The sequence below is a fragment of the Pseudomonas sp. B37(2017) genome, assembly GCF_002112885.1.
GTDB lineage: Bacteria > Pseudomonadota > Gammaproteobacteria > Pseudomonadales > Pseudomonadaceae > Aquipseudomonas > Aquipseudomonas paraglycinae.
This window is the reverse complement of record NZ_NEIX01000005.1, coordinates 112,718-130,108: the sequence shown is the minus strand read 5'-3', so window position 1 is coordinate 130,108 and position 17,391 is coordinate 112,718. Positions and strand designations below refer to the sequence as shown.

The 17,391-nt window shown below is 60.4% G+C and carries 21 protein-coding genes; 11 read left to right on the top strand and 10 right to left on the bottom strand.

All coding sequences use genetic code 11. The annotated features are described in order from the left end of the window. Positions 1–8: 8 nt before the first annotated feature. Together CAF90_RS14865 and CAF90_RS14860 are read right to left on the bottom strand one after the other, a co-directional pair. Complete coding sequence (locus CAF90_RS14865) at positions 9–2,513, bottom strand: ABC transporter permease (protein ID WP_085607166.1); 2,505 nt, start codon at positions 2,511–2,513, stop codon at positions 9–11. Beyond that, complete coding sequence (locus CAF90_RS14860; RefSeq protein WP_007955651.1) at positions 2,513–3,196, bottom strand: ABC transporter ATP-binding protein; 684 nt, start codon at positions 3,194–3,196, stop codon at positions 2,513–2,515. The genes CAF90_RS14865 and CAF90_RS14860 overlap by 1 nt, the downstream gene beginning before the upstream one ends. A 10-nt stretch (positions 3,197–3,206) precedes the next feature. Between CAF90_RS14860 and CAF90_RS14855 the strand changes: the two genes are divergently transcribed. The 3 genes from CAF90_RS14855 to CAF90_RS14845 all read left to right on the top strand — a co-directional run bounded on the left by CAF90_RS14855 (position 3,207) and on the right by CAF90_RS14845 (position 5,285). Further along, entirely contained in the window at positions 3,207–3,812 is a 606-nt protein-coding gene (locus CAF90_RS14855) for an arylesterase (protein WP_007955652.1), read from the top strand. A gap of 57 nt (positions 3,813–3,869) precedes the next feature. After that, positions 3,870–4,163 carry a hypothetical protein gene (locus CAF90_RS14850; RefSeq protein WP_007955656.1) on the top strand — a complete coding sequence of 98 codons (294 nt, stop codon included), beginning with the start codon at positions 3,870–3,872 and terminating at the stop codon, positions 4,161–4,163. A 150-nt stretch (positions 4,164–4,313) separates the two neighbouring features. Further along, positions 4,314–5,285 carry a L,D-transpeptidase family protein gene (locus CAF90_RS14845; protein WP_007955657.1) on the top strand — a complete coding sequence of 324 codons (972 nt, stop codon included), beginning with the start codon at positions 4,314–4,316 and terminating at the stop codon, positions 5,283–5,285. 123 nt (positions 5,286–5,408) lie between these two features. Here CAF90_RS14845 and oprI read toward each other — a convergent pair whose 3' ends face one another. After that, on the bottom strand, positions 5,409–5,660 hold the full coding sequence (gene oprI, locus CAF90_RS14840; RefSeq protein WP_003183784.1) for an outer membrane lipoprotei OprI: 252 nt from the start codon (positions 5,658–5,660) through the stop codon (positions 5,409–5,411). 637 nt (positions 5,661–6,297) lie between these two features. Here oprI and CAF90_RS14835 point away from each other — a divergent pair. Beyond that, positions 6,298–6,579, top strand: coding sequence for a GNAT family N-acetyltransferase (locus CAF90_RS14835; protein WP_007955658.1), 282 nt, complete (start codon positions 6,298–6,300; stop codon positions 6,577–6,579). 70 nt (positions 6,580–6,649) lie between these two features. On the opposite strand, the gene CAF90_RS14830 is transcribed toward CAF90_RS14835, so the two are convergent. Together CAF90_RS14830 and CAF90_RS14825 are read right to left on the bottom strand one after the other, a co-directional pair. Further along, a complete protein-coding gene (locus tag CAF90_RS14830; RefSeq protein WP_011335309.1) occupies positions 6,650–7,726 on the bottom strand; it encodes a 3-deoxy-7-phosphoheptulonate synthase in 1,077 nt (358 codons plus the stop codon). 145 nt (positions 7,727–7,871) lie between these two features. After that, entirely contained in the window at positions 7,872–8,300 is a 429-nt protein-coding gene (locus CAF90_RS14825; protein WP_085607164.1) for a PilZ domain-containing protein, read from the bottom strand. Here CAF90_RS14825 and CAF90_RS14820 point away from each other — a divergent pair. The 5 genes from CAF90_RS14820 to cysB all read left to right on the top strand — a co-directional run bounded on the left by CAF90_RS14820 (position 8,299) and on the right by cysB (position 12,258). Further along, complete coding sequence (locus CAF90_RS14820) at positions 8,299–8,685, top strand: co-chaperone YbbN (protein ID WP_011335307.1); 387 nt, start codon at positions 8,299–8,301, stop codon at positions 8,683–8,685. The two genes, CAF90_RS14825 and CAF90_RS14820, sit on opposite strands and share 2 nt — an antisense overlap. Next, positions 8,682–9,638, top strand: coding sequence for a putative 2-dehydropantoate 2-reductase (locus tag CAF90_RS14815; protein ID WP_170929390.1), 957 nt, complete (start codon positions 8,682–8,684; stop codon positions 9,636–9,638). Before CAF90_RS14820 ends, CAF90_RS14815 begins: the two co-directional genes overlap by 4 nt. A 24-nt stretch (positions 9,639–9,662) precedes the next feature. Next, complete coding sequence (locus tag CAF90_RS14810) at positions 9,663–10,568, top strand: 5'-nucleotidase (protein ID WP_007955682.1); 906 nt, start codon at positions 9,663–9,665, stop codon at positions 10,566–10,568. Between the two features lie 98 nt (positions 10,569–10,666). Then, complete coding sequence (locus CAF90_RS14805) at positions 10,667–11,170, top strand: universal stress protein (protein ID WP_007955683.1); 504 nt, start codon at positions 10,667–10,669, stop codon at positions 11,168–11,170. 113 nt (positions 11,171–11,283) lie between these two features. Next, complete coding sequence (gene cysB, locus CAF90_RS14800) at positions 11,284–12,258, top strand: HTH-type transcriptional regulator CysB (protein WP_007955684.1); 975 nt, start codon at positions 11,284–11,286, stop codon at positions 12,256–12,258. A 22-nt stretch (positions 12,259–12,280) separates the two neighbouring features. On the opposite strand, the gene CAF90_RS14795 is transcribed toward cysB, so the two are convergent. Together CAF90_RS14795 and CAF90_RS14790 are read right to left on the bottom strand one after the other, a co-directional pair. Then, positions 12,281–12,763, bottom strand: a complete 483-nt coding sequence (locus CAF90_RS14795) for a GreA/GreB family elongation factor (protein WP_074687988.1) — start codon at positions 12,761–12,763, stop codon at positions 12,281–12,283. 2 nt (positions 12,764–12,765) lie between these two features. Continuing rightward, complete coding sequence (locus tag CAF90_RS14790) at positions 12,766–13,173, bottom strand: hypothetical protein (protein ID WP_085607160.1); 408 nt, start codon at positions 13,171–13,173, stop codon at positions 12,766–12,768. Between the two features lie 124 nt (positions 13,174–13,297). On the opposite strand from CAF90_RS14790, the gene earP reads away from it, so the two are divergent. Next, on the top strand, positions 13,298–14,440 hold the full coding sequence (earP, locus tag CAF90_RS14785; RefSeq protein WP_085607158.1) for an elongation factor P maturation arginine rhamnosyltransferase EarP: 1,143 nt from the start codon (positions 13,298–13,300) through the stop codon (positions 14,438–14,440). Between the two features lie 48 nt (positions 14,441–14,488). Beyond that, positions 14,489–15,058, top strand: a complete 570-nt coding sequence (locus CAF90_RS14780; RefSeq protein ID WP_007955690.1) for an elongation factor P — start codon at positions 14,489–14,491, stop codon at positions 15,056–15,058. A gap of 65 nt (positions 15,059–15,123) precedes the next feature. Here CAF90_RS14780 and CAF90_RS14775 read toward each other — a convergent pair whose 3' ends face one another. The 3 genes from CAF90_RS14775 to CAF90_RS14765 all read right to left on the bottom strand — a co-directional run bounded on the left by CAF90_RS14775 (position 15,124) and on the right by CAF90_RS14765 (position 17,327). Further along, on the bottom strand, positions 15,124–16,137 hold the full coding sequence (locus CAF90_RS14775; RefSeq protein WP_085607156.1) for an alpha/beta hydrolase: 1,014 nt from the start codon (positions 16,135–16,137) through the stop codon (positions 15,124–15,126). A 33-nt stretch (positions 16,138–16,170) separates the two neighbouring features. Then, a complete protein-coding gene (locus tag CAF90_RS14770) occupies positions 16,171–16,590 on the bottom strand; it encodes an organic hydroperoxide resistance protein (protein ID WP_034155242.1) in 420 nt (139 codons plus the stop codon). A gap of 272 nt (positions 16,591–16,862) precedes the next feature. After that, positions 16,863–17,327, bottom strand: a complete 465-nt coding sequence (locus CAF90_RS14765) for a MarR family winged helix-turn-helix transcriptional regulator (protein WP_085607154.1) — start codon at positions 17,325–17,327, stop codon at positions 16,863–16,865. Positions 17,328–17,391: the final 64 nt, after the last annotated feature.

Genomic DNA, 17,391 nt, shown 5'->3' with positions numbered 1-17,391 from the left:
GGAGTCTATCAACCCTCGCGCAACACTGTCAGCGGGCTGGCGTTGAGCGCACGCCGCGTGCCGAACACTCCGGCACCACCAATCAGCGCCGCGCCGATCAACGGCAATAGCAACAACCACGGATGGGGATGCCACGGCAGGTCGAAGGCGAAGCGATACAGCACCAGACTCACCACTTCCGAACCGATCGCCGCGAGCAATCCGCTGACCGCGCCGAGCAAACCGAACTCGATCCGTCGCGCCTTGATCAGCAACTGCCGCTCGGCCCCCAGCGCACGCAACAGCGCACCCTGGCGAATGCGTTCATCCAGGGTTGCCTGCAACCCGGAAAACAGCACCGCCATTCCCGCCGCCAACACAAACAACAACACATACTCCACCGCCAAGGTGACCTGGGCGAGGATGCTGCGCAGCTGTTCGAGGAGGGCTTCGACCTGAAGGATGGTCACTGCCGGGAATGTTCGCGACAACTCGACAATCTGCTGATCGTGACCGGGCGCCAGATAGAAGCTGGTCAGGTAAGTTGCCGGCAGATCCTTCAGGGTGCCGGGCTGGAAGATCATGAAGAAGTTCGGCTGGAAGTTGTCCCAGTTGATCTCCCGCAGGCTGGTGACCTTCGCTTCGCGATTGACCCCGCCGACGCTGAACACCATGTGATCGCCCAGCTTGAGCTTGAGGCTTTCGGCCACCTTGCCTTCCACCGAGACGCCCGGAACGTCATCCGAAGGTTGCCCGGTCCACCACGAACCGGCGGTGATCTTGTTGCCCGCCGGCAGATCCGCCGCCCAGGTCAGGCTCAGGTCGCGCTGGATGGCGCGGTCGCCGGCCGAATCCTTGCTGACAATCTGCTGCACCGCTTCGCCATTGATGCTGATCAGCCGCCCCGGCACCACCGGGTACAACGGCGCGGCCTGGGCCGAGACATTGATCAGGTGATCGGTGAAGGCCTGTTTGTCGGCCGGCAGGATGTTCAGGGCGAAATAGTTGGGGGCGTTTTTCGGCAACTGGTTCTGCCAGGTGTCGAGCAGTTCACCGCGCAGCAGTGCAATCAACGCCATGGACAGCAGGATCAGCCCGAAAGCCAATGACTGGCCGGCGGCCGCCAATGGGTGGCGCAATAACTGACCCAACCCGAGACGCCACGGCAGGGATGCACGCGCGAGCAGGCGACGCAGGCTTTGCAGCAGCAACAGCAGCAAGCCGCCGAGTACCAGCGCGGCGACCACGCCGCCGCCGAGCAGGGCGAACGTCAGCAGCAGGTCCAGACTCAGGCGCCACATGATCAACCCGAGCGCGCCGAGTGCCGCGCCATAGACCATCCAGGTGCTCGATGGAATCGGCAGCATGTCCCGACGCAATACCCGCAACGGCGGCACGCGGCCCAGTGCGGCGAGCGGTGGCAGGGCGAAACCGGCCAGTGCCACCAGCCCGGTGCCGATGCCGGCCAGCGCCGGCAGCAAGCCACCCGGCGGTACGTCGGTCGGCAGTAGATCATGCAGCAGCGCAAACAATCCCAATTGCGCGAGCCAGCCGAGCAGGGCGCCGCTGAGGCTGGCGAGCAGGCCGAGCACCGTCAGTTGGAGACTGAACAGCACCAGGGTTTCCCGGCGCGACAGACCCAGGCAACGGAGCAGGGCGCTGGCATCGAAACGCCGGCTGGCGAAGCGGTTGGCCGATAGCGCCACCGCGACACCGGCCAGAAGCACGGCCACCAGACTGGCCATGTTCAAATAGCGTTCGGCCTTGCCCAGCGCGCCGCCGATCTGCCGGTTGCCGTCGCGGGCATCCTGAATCCGCTGGTTGGCGGCGAGCCCCGGTTTGATCAGTTGGCGATAGGTTTCCAGCGCCTGCGGTTCACCGCGCCAGAGTTCGCGGTAACTCACCCGGCTGCCGGGTTGCACCACGCCGGTCGCGGCGAGATCGTCAAGGTTGATCAGTACTCGTGGCGTCAGGCTGTAGAAGTTGCCGGCGCGATCCGGTTCGTAAGTCAGCACTCGCGTCAGTTTCAGCGTCTTCATGCCGACGTCGATGCTGTCGCCGATCTTCAAGTCCAGCGCCGTCAGCAGGCGCGCTTCGACCCAGGCTTCACCGGGCTGCGGCTCGCCACCGGCCTCTTCTGTCGCGTAAGGGGCGGGGGCGCTTTTCAGTTCGCCGCGCAGCGGATAGGCGCGGTCGACGGCTTTGATACTGGAGAGCTGAATGCCGTTGTCCGTGGCGATGACGCTGGAAAACTCCACCACCTGCGCATGATCCAGACGCAGCTCGGTGCCGCTCCTGATCTGTTCCGGTCGGGCCGGCGAACTGCCTTCGAGCGACAGGTCGGCGCCGAGAAACTCGGTGGCGCGCAGCATCATTGCGCCGTTGAGGCGGGCGCCGAAATAGCCGATCGCGGTACTCGCCGCGACCGCCACGACCAAGGCGAAAAACAGCACCCGCAGTTCACCGGCGCGGGCATCGCGCATCAGTTGGCGCAGGGCGAGACTGAACAGACGCAACAGCGGCAGACGTGCCATCAAGGCTCCAGAGGGGCGACCAACAGGCCGGCTTCAAGACGGATCAGGCGCCGGCAACGATGGGCCAGGCGTTCGTCGTGGGTCACCAGCACCAGGGTGGTGCCGCGTTCCTTGTTCAATTCGAACAGCAAGTCGCTGATGCGCTCGCCGGTGTGGCTGTCGAGGTTGCCGGTGGGTTCGTCGGCGAACAGCACGTCCGGTTCGGCGGCGAAGGCCCGGGCAATCGCCACGCGCTGCTGCTCACCACCGGAGAGCTGGCGCGGCGAGTGAGTCAGGCGTTGGCCGAGGCCGACCCGTTGCAGCAATTCGGTGGCGCGGCTGCGGGCGTCTTTGCGGCCGTCGAGCTCCAGCGGCAGCATGACGTTTTCCAAGGCGTTGAGGCTGTCGAGCAGTTGGAAAGATTGAAAGACGAAACCCACGTGTTCGGCGCGAATGCGCGCGCGCTGGTCTTCGTCGAGATTGCTCAGGCCTTGCCCGGCGAGCGTCACTTCGCCGCTGCTCGGCAGGTCAAGGCCGGCGAGCAGACCCAGCAGGGTGGATTTGCCGGAACCGGACGCGCCGACGATGGCCAGGCTGTCGCCCTTGTTCAGTTCCAGGCTGAGTTCGTGCAGGATGGTCAGTTCACCTTCCGCGCTGGGAACCACTTTGCTAAGGTTCTTCGCGGTGAGAATGCTTGCGCCCATGGAGAATCCGATGCGTGTGTGGTTTTTGAGTGCTGGCCTGGCCTTGATGTGCATGGCCCAGAACGCAGCGGCGGGTACAGTCCTGATCGTTGGCGATAGTATCAGCGCCGGTTTCGGACTGGATACCCGGCTGGGGTGGGTGTCGTTGCTCGAACAGCGGCTCAAGACCGAAGGTTTTGACGACAAAGTGGTCAATGCGTCCATCAGTGGCGACACCAGTGCCGGAGGCCAGGCACGGCTGCCTGCGCTGCTTGCAGAGCACAAACCGGAACTGGTGATCCTTGAATTGGGCGGCAACGATGGCCTGCGCGGAATGCCGCCGACGCAATTGCAACAAAATCTTGCTTCGATGATCGACAGCTCCCGTCAAAGCGGGGCCAAGGTGCTGTTGCTCGGCATGCAATTGCCGCCCAACTACGGCAAGCGCTACACCGACGCCTTTGCCGAGGTCTACGGCAAACTCGCCGAGGAGAAAAAAATCCCGCTGGTGCCGTTTTTCCTCGACGGTGTGGGCGGGCATCCGGACTTGATGCAGGCAGACGGTCTGCACCCGGCGGCCGGGGCTCAGGGCAAGTTGCTGGAAAATGTCTGGCCGACGCTAAAACCGCTGTTATGAGGCTTTTCTAGCGGCAGGCTTTCGGCTAATGTGGCGCCCCCTAATTTGGAGCCCCCGATGCCGCGTTCTGCCTGGTCCCTGTTTGCCTACCAACTGATCGAGCCTGACGAACAGCTGGATCTGTTCGCCTGCCAGGAAGTGCGAGTGCATCTGGTGACCCGTCAACTGGAGCTCGGTGGCTCGGCTGACCGAACCCTGTGCGGCAGTCTGCTGCCGGCGCAACCGCGCTGGTCGAGCGTGGATCGCCGGGTGTTTCAGGATCAGCGCCTGTGCTCGCTGTGCCGGGCGATCCTCGAATCGCAGAAGCGCGGCACGTCGCCGATCTGGCCTGAGCTGCGTTTCGAGCTTTAAGCGCAACCATTCTTTTGAATGCAGTTTGGGCGAGCGGCAGCCAATCATGAAGAGTGATGCCAGCCCATCGGCGCATCTCCCCGAATTCTCTGGGCGCGGTGTACAATCGCGTTCTTATTACCCTTGTCGATCTTGCGAAGGATTCTCCGGATGTTGCCGCGTTTTCCTGCCGTCACCCGCTGCCTGTCTCTTGCCGCCCTGTGTGTGGCCGGTCCCGTTGCCGCACTGGAGTTTCCCCTGCCACCGCCTGGTGAAGACATCATCGGCCAGGTGCAGGTGATCAAGGCCAAGTACGAAGACACCTTTGCCGATCTGGGCACTACCTACGATCTGGGTTATTCGGAAATGGTCGCGGCCAACCCGGGCGTCGATGCCTGGTTGCCGGGTGCCGGCACCGAAATCGTTCTGCCGACCCGCTTCATCCTGCCGCCGGGCCCGCGTGAAGGCATCGTGATCAACCTGGCCGAATACCGCCTCTACTATTTCCCGAAAGGCCGGAACGTGGTGTACACCTTTCCGCTGGGTATCGGTCGTGAAGGCTGGGGCTCGCCGATCGCGCACACCACAATCACCGCCAAGACACCGAATCCGACCTGGACGCCGCCAGCCTCGATCAAGGCCGAGCACGCGGCCGACGGTGATCCGCTGCCGAACGTGGTGCCGGCCGGTCCGGACAACCCGCTGGGTCCGTTCAAGTTCACCCTGGGCACGCCGGGCTACCTGATCCACGGCTCGAACAAGAAGTTCGGCATCGGCATGCGCACCAGCCACGGCTGCTTCCGCATGTTCAACAACAACGTGCTGGAAATGGCCGGCATGGTGCCGGTGGGGACTTCGGTACGAATCCTCAACGACGCCTACAAGTTCGGTCGCAGTGGTGGCAAGATCTACCTGGAAGCGCACACGCCGATCGACGACAAGGGCAACCCGTCGGTGGTCGACAAGCACACCGCCGTGATCAACGCGATGCTCAAGCGTGAAGACATCACCAACAACCTGCGCATGGACTGGGATGTGGTGCGTGATGTGGTGGCGGCCGAAGATGGCCTGCCAACCGAAATCGGCACGCCGAACACCTCGGCGCCGATGGTCTCCAGCGCACCGATCGACCTGCAGCAATAAGCTGAAAGACAAAACCCGCCGAGGCTTGCGCAGCGGCGGGTTTTTTATTGCCCGCAGAAAACCGCAGGCACAAAAAAGCCGACCCAAAAAATGGGTCGGCTTGATAACAATCCCGAAGGACTATTACTTGCGGCTAGCTTTTTCCAGCATGCGCAGAGCACGCTCGTTAGCTTCGTCAGCAGTCTGTTGTGCTTTTTGAGCAGCAGCCAGAGCTTCATCAGCTTTACGGTAAGCTTCGTCTGCACGAGCCTGGGAGCGAGCAGCTGCGTCTTCAGTAGCGGTCAGACGTGCTTCGGTTTCTTTCGATGCGCTGCTGCAACCGGTAGCCAGAACTGCGGCCAGAGCCAGAGCAGAGAATTTCAGAACGTTGTTCATCGTGTTCCCCTTCAAGGACTTTCAATTAAGTGGCTGTCTCCTCCGATTGAGGAAATAGCCGGCGTACATACTACCCATTACTTGTAGTAAGTAAACTGACGTGAGGCAAGAAGCAAAAAAAATTGTAGGCGTTGATTCTTTTTCGAGCAACTTTTAACTGCGTTGTATAAAAAATATCCAGCTGTAAGCCGCGAGATGAGCGAGTTAATGAGAAAAAGTTCCCGTTGCCGCGGGTTGTTTTGCAGGTAGTGGCTAAAGTCTGTCTATATGGATTCGTCCACACTTTTGTTGCGAATTTGCGCAGCGCCTCGCATATCTTTGTCCATGTTGAGGTGACTTTAAAACAGGGGGCTCGTCTTAAGTCTCAACATCCGGCGATGTTCAGCCTTTCGGCTCGGGAAGATTGTCTCCCGAACCGGCCCTGAGTCCACCGGAACTGCCCCGTCAATCTGCATGATGACGAGCGTACCTTGAGCATTTTCGCCAATGGTGCCTACTATTTGATACGTGCTCGGGTTGCGCGAGATCGGTGCAGTTCTTCTCGGTGTCCATCAGGCACGGGGTGGCGTAGATGTTCCTTCGCCGGGAAAACATCGGTAAGGTAGGGGTCAGAATTCGAGACCCGCGAGGAGTAGTGATGAGCGAGGCGTTGTCCATCCACCATGACCAGGCTGGTCATCAGTTCGAGACCAATGTGGACGGTCATCGTGCCTACCTGACCTATATGGATCTGGGGAAACAGACCCTGGATATCTACCGCACCTTCGTGCCCAACGCCTTGCGTGGCCGAGGCATCGCGGCAGCCCTGACCGAGCGGGCGTTGCAGTACGCTGATGAAATGGGCTACACGGTCATTCCATCGTGCTCCTACGTGGAGCGTTACATGGAGCGTCATCAGCGGCGCACCGCCAAGATCTGACTGACCTCACACTGCACACACAAAAACGCCGGGCAATGCCCGGCGTTTTTTTATGCCTGCGAAACGGCTGTCAGCCGCGCTGACGTTTCGGCAGGACATCCTTGAGCTTGGCGTGCATGCTGCGCAAGGTGTTTTCGGTAGCGGACCAGTCGATGCAGGCATCGGTGATCGACACGCCGTATTGCAGGTCGGCGAGGTCTTTCGGGATCGCCTGGCAGCCCCAGTTCAGGTGACTTTCGACCATCAGGCCGATGATCGACTGGTTGCCTTCGAGGATCTGGTTGGCGACGTTCTCCATCACCAGCGGTTGCAGGGCCGGATCCTTGTTGGAGTTGGCGTGGCTGCAATCGACCATGATGTTCGGCTTGATCTTGGCCTTGTTCAGCGCCTGCTCGCACAGGGCGACGCTGACCGAATCGTAGTTCGGCTTGCCGTTGCCACCGCGCAGTACCACGTGACCGTAGGCGTTGCCTTTGGTGGTGACGATCGACACGCCACCTTCCTGGTTGATGCCCAGGAAACGGTGCGGGCTGGAAACCGACTGCAAGGCGTTGATCGCCACGGTCAGGCCGCCGTCGGTGCCGTTCTTGAAGCCGACCGCCGAGGACAGGCCGGAAGCCATTTCGCGGTGGGTCTGGGATTCGGTGGTGCGGGCGCCGATCGCCGACCAGCTGATCAGGTCCTGCAAGTACTGCGGGGAGATCGGGTCGAGGGCTTCGGTCGCGGTCGGCAGGCCTTTCTCGGCCAGGTCCAGCAGCAACTGGCGACCGATGTGCAGACCGTCCTGGATCTTGAACGAGTCATCCAGGTACGGGTCGTTGATCAGGCCTTTCCAGCCGACGGTGGTCCGTGGCTTTTCGAAATACACGCGCATGACCAGATACAGGGTGTCCGAGACTTCTGCCGCCAGCACTTTCAGGCGATCGGCATATTCGTGGGCAGCCTTGATGTCGTGGATCGAGCAGGGGCCGATCACCACGAACAGACGATGGTCGGTGCCATCGAGAATGTTGCGGATGACCTCGCGACCCTTGGTGACGGTGCGCAGGGCAGCGTCGCTCAGAGGAATATCACGCTTGAGCTGATCGGGAGTGATCAGGGTCTCGTTGGAAGCGACGTTCAGGTCGTTGATCGGTAAATCAGCCATCGTTTACTCGTCAGGTCACGGGTGCCGGCCGCCAGCGATCCCCGCGCGGCGGAGCACAGCGGATTTAAGCGCGTCGGGGAGCCGAACCTTATCGCGTTAGACGCCTGCTAGACAATGGGCAAGTAACTGTTCAGTCCAGCTCTGGTTACGCAAAAGCCTTGCGAACGCTGTCGTGGGAGAACTCTTCGGCGTGCTGCTCGACCCATTGCAGGGCTCGCGCCTGGATATCCTGCAGGTCATCGTGGGCATCGTTGATTCGGCAATAGCGCTCGATCTGACACACCTGCTCACCCATTCGCGCGCTGAACAGCGTCTGCTCATCCGTGAACGCAATGCCCACCAGATAACCTTTTTTACGACGCAGGCACCAGGCCACATAGCCCGGATAGGTGAAATCGGCATTGATGGTCGGCATGCGCACTTGCAGCGCGGTGCCATGGCGCCAGGCACGGTGGTAATTGCAAGCGATGCCGCCGAGGCTGATAGTGTGCAGCCGTTGACGCGAAATACACTCCGGTGTGAGCAGGGTCAATTCAACGGGCACATCATCCGGATGAGGAATAAACCGTCCCATGAGCACAGACTCCCTGTGTCGGCCATTTGACATTGTTTCCCCCAGTATAGTGGTCGAATCGCAGCTGACCGATTTTGACGCCGACCAACGGCTGCTGGCGATGAACGGCGTTTCACTGGTGATCTTCACCAGCGTCGGCTGCGCCAGTTGCCGCTATGCCCGCGAAGTGTTGCCGGGGCTCGATCTGGCCGTCGATCGCGTGTGCTGGATCGATGCTGGTGACAACGGCGGACTGGTCGAGCGTTATCAGGTCTTTCATTTGCCGGCGCTGTTTGTGGTGCGCGACGGCGAGTTCTTTGGGGCAGTGCACACGCGCTTGAACGTCGATGAGCTGAACGCAGCCGTGACGCAGGCGCTGGGTCGAATTGCAGAGGAGTTGCCGTGATGGGAGCAGTGAACAAACCGGTGGTGGGGATTATCGGCACCGGCGCCATCGGAGGGTTCTACGGGGTGATGCTGGCCCGGGCCGGGTTCGATGTGCACTTTCTGTTGCGCAGTGAATTTTCCGCGGTCGCCGAGCGCGGCTTGCAGGTGGACAGTGCCGTGCATGGCGCATTGACGCTGAACCAGGTGCAGGCCTATTCGTCAGCTGAAGACATGCCGCCCTGCGACTGGCTGCTGGTCGGCGCCAAGACCACCAGCAATGCCGGGCTGGCGCCGTCGATCATTCAGGCGGCCAAACCCGATGCGAAAGTACTGGTGCTGCAAAACGGCCTCGACGTCGAAGACAGCTTGCGGGCGTTGCTGCCCGACTCCCTGCACTTGCTGGGCGGTTTGTGCCTGATCTGCGTCCACCGCGAAGGGCCGGGGCAGATCACCCACCAGGCGTTGGGGGCGGTGAACGTCGGGTATCACAGCGGTCCGGCACCGGATGATGTGGCGCGCATGGCAATCGTCGAGGAGGGCGCCGGCCTGTTCCGCGCCGCCGGTCTCGACTCCCAGGCGATGCCGAACCTGCATCAGGCGCGCTGGCAGAAGCTGGTGTGGAACATTCCCTACAACGGCCTTTCGGTGTTGCTCGGTGCCAGCACCACGCCGTTGATGGCCGACACTGACAGCCGCGCATTGATTCAGGCACTGATGGCCGAAGTGGTGCAGGGCGCCAAGGCCTGCGGTCACGACATGCCGCCCGGTTACGCCGAATACCTGTTCATGATGACCGAGAAAATGCCCGACTATTGGCCGAGCATGTACCACGACTTTTTGCACAAACGACCGCTGGAGCTGGAGGCGATCTACGCTCGTCCTTTGGCGGCGGCAAAAGCGGCAGGCTGCGAGTTGCCGCGAATCGAATCGTTGTATCGCACTTTGAGCTTTATCGACCGGCGTAACGTTTAAACCGGTCGCACTTGGGGGAAAGGCATGGCCAAGAACATCGATGACAAACTGGTGCTGGCGATCTCGTCCCGTGCCCTGTTCGACCTGAGCGAAAGCCACAAGGTATATGAGTCGAGTGGCGTCGAAGCGTACCGGCAATATCAGATCGATCACGAAGACGAAATTCTTGCGCCGGGCGATGCCTTTCCGCTGGTGGAAAAACTGCTCAACCTCAACAGTCGCCTCGGCCGCGCCCGGGTCGAGGTGATTCTGGTGTCGCGCAACAGTGCCGACACCGGCCTGCGCGTTTTCAACTCCATTGGTCATTACGGCCTGGCGATCTCCCGTGCGGCGTTCGTCGGCGGGCGCAGTCCTTATCCGTATCTAAAGGCTTTTGGTTGCGACCTGTTTCTCTCCACTCATGCCGAAGACGTGCGCGCCGCACTGGATGCCGGCTTCGCGGCGGCGACCATTCTGTCCGGCGGCGCCAGCCGTGCGGCCAGCGATGAATTGCGCATCGCCTTCGACGGTGATGCGGTGCTGTTCTCCGACGAATCGGAGCGTGTCTATCAATCCGGTGGCCTCGAAGCCTTCCAGGCCAAGGAGCGTGAATCCGCGCGCGAACCGTTGCGCGGCGGGCCGTTCAAGGGCTTTCTCGCGGCGCTCAATCTGTTGCAGCGCGAGTTCTCCGACGAGGAGTGCCCGATCCGCACTGCCCTGGTCACCGCGCGTTCGGCGCCGGCCCACGAGCGGGTGATCCGCACCTTGCGCGAGTGGGACATTCGTCTGGACGAATCGCTGTTTCTCGGTGGCCTGACCAAATCGGCGTTCCTCGAAGCCTTCGCCGCCGACGTGTTTTTCGACGATCAGGCCGGCCACTGCGAGCTGGCCCGGGAAGTCGTGGCAACCGGTCACGTGCCCCACGGCATCAGCAACGAACCGGCGGTCTAAAGCCCACGTGGTTCAAGACGTTGCGTCGCACGTCGTACTCGCCAAGGCACTGCTAAGCTGAATCAAATCTCCGCCATGTTGGCACGCGAGGAGGTCATATGATTCGTTCGATGCTGTATGCCACTGACCTCGGTCTGTACGCACCGTTAGTGATGCAGCATGCCTTGGCAATGGCGCGAACGTTCAATGCCGATCTGTACGTGGTGCACGCGGTGGAACCCATGGGGCTGTTTGCCGAATCGGTGTTGCAGAGCTATCTCGACGAACAGGCGTTGAACGAATTTCACAGTCAGGGTCTGAAAACCGTCATCGCCAATATCGAGCAGCGGGTGCTCGACAGTTTTCGTGAAGAACTGGGGGACGAGGGCGAGCAGGACCTGCAGCGGATACGCGCGGTGCGGGTACTGCAGGGAGATCCGTCACAGGTGATTCTCGATCAGGTGCAGAAACTCTCTGTCGATTTGCTGATCGTAGGAAGTCACAGCCACGGGGTCGGGGCGGAAACACCTTTGGGGCGAACGGCAGCCCGGCTGCTGCAATTGTCCAAGGTGCCGGTTTATCTGGTGCCGTTGGTGGAGCGTCGGCGTCGGGAGGATCGCTGAAGCAGGAATAATGGCACTTTGATAAAAAAGTTCTAGATTTATTCTTCAAACCATTAATATAGTTATATACCGTCGCTGATGCCCGTGGCGTCTACCTGCTTTGAGGGATTCATATGAAGCTTCAACAATTGCGCTACATCTGGGAAGTGGCGCACCACGACCTCAACGTTTCCGCTACAGCCCAAAGCCTCTACACCTCGCAACCGGGCATCAGTAAACAGATCCGCCTGCTGGAAGACGAACTGGGCGTCGAAGTGTTCGCCCGCAGCGGCAAGCACCTGACCCGCGTCACTCCGGCCGGCGAGCGCATCATCACCACCGCCGGTGAGATTCTGCGCAAGGTCGAAAGCATCAAGCAGATCGCCCAGGAATTCTCCAACGAGAAGAAAGGCACCCTGTCGATCGCCACCACCCACACCCAGGCACGTTATGCACTGCCGCCGGTGATCAGCAACTTCATCAAGCAATACCCGGACGTGGCGCTGCACATGCACCAGGGTTCGCCGATGCAGATCGCCGAAATGGCTGCTGACGGCACCGTCGATTTCGCCATCGCCACCGAAGCGCTGGAGCTGTTCGGCGATCTGGTGATGATGCCGTGCTACCGCTGGAACCGTTGCGTGGTCGTGCCTCAGGGCCACCCGCTGACCAAGCTGCCGAAGCTGACCCTCGAAGCGCTGGCCGAATACCCGATCGTGACTTACGTGTTCGGTTTCACCGGTCGTTCGAAACTCGACGAAGCCTTCAGCCATCGCGGCCTGACGCCGAAAGTGGTGTTCACCGCGGCCGACGCCGACGTGATCAAAACCTACGTGCGTCTGGGCCTGGGTGTCGGCATCGTGGCGAAAATGGCGGTCGACACCAAACTGGATAACGACCTGGTGGTGCTCGATGCCAGCGAACTGTTCGAGTCCAGCGTGACCAAGATCGGTTTCCGTCGCGGCACCTTCCTGCGAGGCTTCATGTGCGACTTCATCGAGAAGTTCGCGCCGCACCTGACCCGCGAAGTCATGGCCAAGGCCATTCAGTGCCACAACAAGCAGGAACTGGAAGAGCTGTTCGAAGGCGTCGAACTGCCGGTCCACTAAGTTCCGGTCACTAAGCCCCTGTCTACAGCACCTCGGTGACAGCAAACTGTTGCCGGGTGCCCGCCACCAGAATCTCCACCTCGTCACCCTCGAACTTGCCCAGCAGGCTTTTGCCCAGCGGCGAGCGCGGGGTGATGACGGTAATCGGCTGACCCACCACGTCGACTTTCAGACCCGCCGCATCCGGCGCCAGAAACAGCCATTGTTCACGACCCTTTTCGTCTTCCAGACCGAGCAGGGCGCCGATTTCAATGCCCCGCTGATCGTCATACGCACGCAGCGTCAGGTTCTGGCACAGCGCCAGTGACTGACGAATTTCCTCGACCCGTTTCGCCTGGCCCGCCGCCAGATACGACGCCTCAAGACCCAGCGTGTCGTACTTGTTTTCGGCGATATTTTCTTCGTGGGTCGCGGTTTCGTAAGCGGTTTGCGCCGCGCGTTCGGCGATGTCGAGGTCGACGCGCAGCTTGTCGAGAATCAGTTGGTGAACCGTCTGTTTATTCATGATCAATCGCAAAATTGCAGGACGTTGGCGCGGCTTTTTTCGCTCGGGGCCGTCTGATCCTGTTGCAGCCAGAACTGGCATTTGGGGTTCGACAGATTACGTGTGCTGCCACGCGCCTGATCCAGGCGTGCCTGTTGCTCGTTCTTGCGCAGGTTTTCTTCGTACTGCTCGAACAACGGGCTCTGCGGCGGAATGTCCGGCACCGCTCGGACGGCGGGTGGATTGGCCAGTTGCTGCACGGCCTGGGCAACCGGCGCCAGTTGTTCATTGAAGAAAAAGCGTGAAGCGAGCCAGCAGGTCAGCGCAATGGCCAGGAAACCCAGCCACAGACCCAGGGCAATGCTGCCGGTCAATTGCAGCGCGCTAAGCTGAACAGGCAAGGGGCGACGCGGGTTGGGACGATAGGGCATGGCTGCCTCCTGGCGGATGAATGCGGGCGAGTGGCGATTGTCGCACGAAGATTAATTGCCGTCGGCTCTTCTGCATGGAGACATTTATGCGGACAATCGGCGCTTTTGCCAACGGGAGCCTTGAATGCCGCCACTGAACACCCGCTGGGACATTTTTTGTACGGTCGTCGATAACTACGGCGACATCGGCGTGACCTGGCGTCTGGCCCGGCAACTGGTCAGCGAGCAGGCAATGACGGTGCGATTGTGGGTCGATGACCTGCGCGCTTTCGAACGCATTTGCCCGGAAATCGACATCGGACTCGATCAGCAATGGCAGCAGGGCGTCGAAGTCCGGCACTGGTCAGCCGAGTGGCAGGACGCGGAGGCGGCCGACGTGGTGATCGCTGCGTTTGCCTGCCAGTTGCCGGGCGTCTACATGGACGCCATGGCCGCACGGGGAAAGCCGCCGTTGTGGATGAACCTCGACTACCTCAGCGCGGAAGACTGGGTAGTCGGTTGCCACGGATTGCCGTCGGTGAAGTACAAGTCGGTGCAGAAGTACTTTTTCTTTCCGGGGTTCCAGCCGGGCACCGGTGGCCTGTTGCGTGAAAACGGTTTGCTGGAGCGGCGTCAGCAGTTTCAGCAGGATCCCGAGGCTCAGCGACAATTCCTGCACGGTCTGGGGATCGTTCCTGCAGCCGATGCGCAACTGATCTCGCTATTTGCCTACGAGAATGCCGGACTCGCCAGTTGGCTGGATGTGCTCGCGGCGGACTCGACGCCCACTCATCTGCTGGTGCCGGAAGGGCGGATTCTCGGTGATGTCGCCCGTTGGCTCGGGGTAGAGTCGCTGGCGGTCGGGGCGACGCATGTTCGTCAGTCGCTGACCGTGCAAGTGCTGCCGTTCGTCCGGCAGGATCAATACGATCAATTGCTCTGGTGCTGCGATTTCAACGCGGTGCGCGGCGAGGACTCGTTTGTCCGGGCGCAATGGGCGGGGCGGCCGATGCTGTGGCACATCTATCAGCAGGACGAAGACATCCATCTCGACAAGCTCGACGCCTTCCTTGCGCTCTACACAAAACGTCTTTCGCCGGCTGCCGCCGAGGCGATGAACGGTCTATGGCGCGCCTGGAGTGCCGGGCAGCCTATCGGCGACCACTGGCTTGAGGCCCGCAAACACTGGCCCGAACTGCAGGAAAATGCCCGCGCGTGGTGTCTGGAACAGGCCTTGCAGGCGGATCTTGCGACGGCGCTGGTACAGTTTTACCGAAATTGGATATGATACGCGGCCTAGATTTTTGTAAATCCCATCCAAATTCGGATATTCGCAATGAAAACTGGTAAAGAACTCAAACCCGGTACCGTGATCCGTATCGACAACGATCCTTGGCTGGTTCAGAAAGCTGAATTCACCAAATCGGGCCGTAACAGCGCGATCATGAAGACCAAGCTGAAGAACCTGCTGACCGGTTACAAGACCGAAACCGTTTACGGTGCGGACGACAAGCTGGACGACGTGATCCTGGATCGCAAAGAAGCGACCCTGTCCTTCATCAGCGGTGACTCCTACACGTTCATGGACACCACCGACTACACCATGTACGAGCTGAACGCCGAAGACATCGAAAGCGTTCTGCCATTCGTGGAAGAAGGCATGACCGACGTTTGCGAAGCCGTATTCTTCGAAGGCCGTCTGGTTTCCGTAGAGCTGCCGACCACCATCGTGCGTCAGGTTGACTACACCGAAGGTTCCGCTCGCGGTGACACTTCCGGCAAGGTGATGAAGCCTGCCAAACTGAAGAACGGTACCGAGCTGTCGGTTGCTGACTTCATCGAAATCGGCGACATGATCGAGATCGATACCCGCGAAGGCGGTTCCTACAAAGGCCGTGCCAAATAAGCACTGCTTTTTGCGGAAAGAAAAAGCCCGACCATTGAGTCGGGCTTTTTTGTGCCTGATGAAAATTACTTCTTCAGGTGCTGCTTCAGTTCTTCCGAGGCCTGCAGCATCGCCGAACGCACTGCCGGCACCTGGCTGACCACGTTGAGCAAACCGTAGTCGTGGATCATGCCGTTGTAGCGCACCGAGGTCACCGGCACGCCGGCTTCGTCGAGTTTGCGGGCGTAGGCTTCACCTTCGTCACGCAGCACGTCGGCCCCGGCGGTCTGCACCAGCGCTGGCGGCAGACCTTTCAATTGCGCGGTCGTGGCCCGCAGCGGCGAGGCGTAGATCTCGTTCCGCTGGTTGGCGTCGGTGGTGTAGTTGTCCCAGAACCACTTCATCATGTTGCGGGTGAGGAAGTGCCCCTCGGCGTACTGGTTATACGAACCGGTGTCGAAATTGGCATCGGTCACCGGCCACAGCAGTACCTGGAATTTGATCGCCGGGGTGCCTTTGTCTTTGGCCATCAAGGCGACGACTGCCGCCATGTTGCCGCCGACGCTGTTGCCCGCCACCGCCAGACGCTTGCCGTCGACGTTGATTTCTTTACCGTGTTCGGCCACCCATTTGGTCGCGGCGTAAGCCTGGTTGATCGCCACCGGGTAATGCGCTTCCGGCGAAGGGGTGTAGTTGACGAACACCGCCGCCGCACCCGAGCCGACCACCAGATCCCGCACCAGACGTTCGTGAGTCGGGAAATCCCCCAGCACCCAGCCACCGCCGTGGAAGAACATGAACACCGGCAGCTCGCCCTTGACCCCGGCCGGCCGGACGATGGTCAGGCTCAACGGTTGGCCATCGACCTGGATAGTCTTCTCGCTGACGTCTGCTTTGGGCAGCGTCAGTTTGACCCCGGACTGCGCGCCGGTCAGAACGGCGCGGGCGTCCTTGGGTGTCAGCTGTTCCATCGGCTTGCCGGTGCCAGCATTCAGCACATCGAGAAACGCCTGGGTGTTGTGTTCAACCTCCCCGGCAAATGCACTGTGGATGGACAGGGCGAGAAGGGTACCGGTCAATACTTTGCTGAAAGTGTTCATGTTCATTTCCTGTACGGGCCGAAGTGTCAGTGATTACACGGTGACGTGCAGACGCACATCGACGTTGCCGCGAGTGGCGTTGGAGTACGGGCAGACCTGGTGGGCAGCGTCGACCAGGCTTTGTGCGTCAGCCTGTTCCAGGCCCGGCAGGCTGATGTGCAGGTCGATGTCCAGACCGAAGCCGCCAGGAATCTGGCCGATGCCGACGTGAGCGGTGATCGAGGCGTCGTCCGGGATTTTGCGTTTGGTCTGGCTGGCGACGAATTTCAGGGCGCCGATGAAGCAGGCCGAGTATCCGGCGGCGAACAGTTGCTCAGGGTTGGTGGCTGCGCCGCCGGCACCGCCGAGTTCTTTCGGAGTGGCGAGTTTGACGTCGAGGATGTTGTCGCTGGAGATCGCACGACCGTCACGGCCGCCAGTGGAGGTTGCGATTGCGGTGTAGAGAGTTTGCATGATGTGAGCCTCATTAAGTGTGTATGTTGCGCTAATTGTTTGCGCGCTAACTAGGTGCGAGGTAAATGTACTTCGCTAATATTTAGCGCGCAAGATAAATTTTTGAAGAAGTCGGTAATCGGCATTTGGATCAGGACGAGCTGTGAACCCAAGTTTTTGATATAGAAGGTTTTTTTAAGGAAAAAACGAGAGGAAATTTTTTTGCGGGGATTAGCAGCGAACGGGCGATACGCCCGCAGGCGCAAGGCTGCGCCCACAGGGAAGGGGGAGTCTTAAGCGAGGCTGTCCTGCAAATGACCGCGCAAGGCCTGCAACTCGGCTTGCAGATTTTGCAGGCGCTCCAGCGTGAAGCCACTGGCACCGAGGATGCATTGCGGAACGGTTCGGGCCTTGTCTTCCAAGGCGCGGCCCTGTTCGGTCAATTCGACGATCACCACCCGCTCATCCTCGCGGCTGCGGGTTCGGCTGAGCAAACCTTCACCTTCCAGCCGCTTGAGCAGCGGGGTCAGCGAGCCCGGATCGGTCAGCAGACGCGTGCTGATTTCTCCGACGGTCAAACCATCCTTCTCCCACAGCACCATCATCGCCAGGTATTGCGGATACGTCAGGCCAAGCGCTTGCAACAGTGGCTTGTAGACCTTGGTCATCATCAGCGAAGTGGAATGCAGGGCGAAGCAGGCCTGATTGTCGAGCAGCAGGTCTTCGCAGTGATCGGTGGTGTCGCGGGTGGTGGTCATGTCGGTGCCTTGAACGGTAATGCAGATGAATCTAGCGCTCGAATCTTTAATGCGCCAGACAATT

Bases quoted from the DNA above. Each gene is read 5' to 3' on its own strand.
- earP (WP_085607158.1), top strand. From the start codon at position 13,298: ATGCCGCCACTGAACACCCGCTGGGACATTTTTTGTACGGTCGTCGAT.
- CAF90_RS14810 (WP_007955682.1), top strand. From the start codon at position 9,663: ATGGCCAAGAACATCGATGACAAACTGGTGCTGGCGATCTCGTCCCGT.
- CAF90_RS14820 (WP_011335307.1), top strand. From the start codon at position 8,299: ATGAGCACAGACTCCCTGTGTCGGCCATTTGACATTGTTTCCCCCAGT.
- CAF90_RS14860 (WP_007955651.1), bottom strand. From the start codon at position 3,196: ATGGGCGCAAGCATTCTCACCGCGAAGAACCTTAGCAAAGTGGTTCCC.
- CAF90_RS14825 (WP_085607164.1), bottom strand. From the start codon at position 8,300: ATGGGACGGTTTATTCCTCATCCGGATGATGTGCCCGTTGAATTGACC.
- CAF90_RS14770 (WP_034155242.1), bottom strand. From the start codon at position 16,590: ATGCAAACTCTCTACACCGCAATCGCAACCTCCACTGGCGGCCGTGAC.
- CAF90_RS14765 (WP_085607154.1), bottom strand. From the start codon at position 17,327: ATGACCACCACCCGCGACACCACCGATCACTGCGAAGACCTGCTGCTC.
- CAF90_RS14835 (WP_007955658.1), top strand. From the start codon at position 6,298: ATGAGCGAGGCGTTGTCCATCCACCATGACCAGGCTGGTCATCAGTTC.
- CAF90_RS14830 (WP_011335309.1), bottom strand. From the start codon at position 7,726: ATGGCTGATTTACCGATCAACGACCTGAACGTCGCTTCCAACGAGACC.
- CAF90_RS14780 (WP_007955690.1), top strand. From the start codon at position 14,489: ATGAAAACTGGTAAAGAACTCAAACCCGGTACCGTGATCCGTATCGAC.
- CAF90_RS14865 (WP_085607166.1), bottom strand. From the start codon at position 2,513: ATGGCACGTCTGCCGCTGTTGCGTCTGTTCAGTCTCGCCCTGCGCCAA.
- CAF90_RS14795 (WP_074687988.1), bottom strand. From the start codon at position 12,763: ATGAATAAACAGACGGTTCACCAACTGATTCTCGACAAGCTGCGCGTC.
- cysB (WP_007955684.1), top strand. From the start codon at position 11,284: ATGAAGCTTCAACAATTGCGCTACATCTGGGAAGTGGCGCACCACGAC.
- CAF90_RS14850 (WP_007955656.1), top strand. From the start codon at position 3,870: ATGCCGCGTTCTGCCTGGTCCCTGTTTGCCTACCAACTGATCGAGCCT.
- CAF90_RS14790 (WP_085607160.1), bottom strand. From the start codon at position 13,173: ATGCCCTATCGTCCCAACCCGCGTCGCCCCTTGCCTGTTCAGCTTAGC.
- CAF90_RS14855 (WP_007955652.1), top strand. From the start codon at position 3,207: ATGCGTGTGTGGTTTTTGAGTGCTGGCCTGGCCTTGATGTGCATGGCC.
- oprI (WP_003183784.1), bottom strand. From the start codon at position 5,660: ATGAACAACGTTCTGAAATTCTCTGCTCTGGCTCTGGCCGCAGTTCTG.
- CAF90_RS14845 (WP_007955657.1), top strand. From the start codon at position 4,314: ATGTTGCCGCGTTTTCCTGCCGTCACCCGCTGCCTGTCTCTTGCCGCC.
- CAF90_RS14775 (WP_085607156.1), bottom strand. From the start codon at position 16,137: ATGAACACTTTCAGCAAAGTATTGACCGGTACCCTTCTCGCCCTGTCC.
- CAF90_RS14805 (WP_007955683.1), top strand. From the start codon at position 10,667: ATGATTCGTTCGATGCTGTATGCCACTGACCTCGGTCTGTACGCACCG.